This is a genomic window from Mycobacterium angelicum, from assembly GCF_002086155.1.
In the GTDB taxonomy this organism is placed as follows: Bacteria; Actinomycetota; Actinomycetes; order Mycobacteriales; family Mycobacteriaceae; genus Mycobacterium; species Mycobacterium angelicum.
In genome coordinates this window covers 1-280 of sequence record NZ_MVHE01000388.1, presented here as the reverse complement: position 1 = coordinate 280, position 280 = coordinate 1, and the positions used below count along the sequence as shown (strand labels likewise).

Annotated in this window: 1 protein-coding gene; it reads left to right on the top strand. The window is 70.4% G+C overall.

The window, feature by feature from the left end:
- A partial coding sequence (locus tag BST12_RS32760; RefSeq protein ID WP_425437443.1) for a hypothetical protein occupies positions 1 to 280 on the top strand: 280 nt, incomplete at both ends.

The following is a 280-nucleotide window of genomic DNA, read 5'->3' as shown; positions in this document are numbered from 1 at the left end:
TCTTCCCCGCCCTGTCGGCCAGCTTCTCGGCCACCTTCCCGGCGTTGTCGGCGGCGTTCAACGCCACCCTGAGCGCCGCACTCTCGGGCAGCCTGCCGGCCTTCCAAGCCAGCCTGTCGGGGTTGAGTGCGGCGTTTAACGCCGCATTGAGCGCCGCGCTGTCGGGTGCCCCGGCGCTACAAGGCGCGTTGAGCGCACTGCTGACGGCGGGGCAGAACTTCACGGCCGGCTTGAGCGCGGTCTTCCCCGCGCTATCGGCCAGCTTCTCGGCCACCTTCCC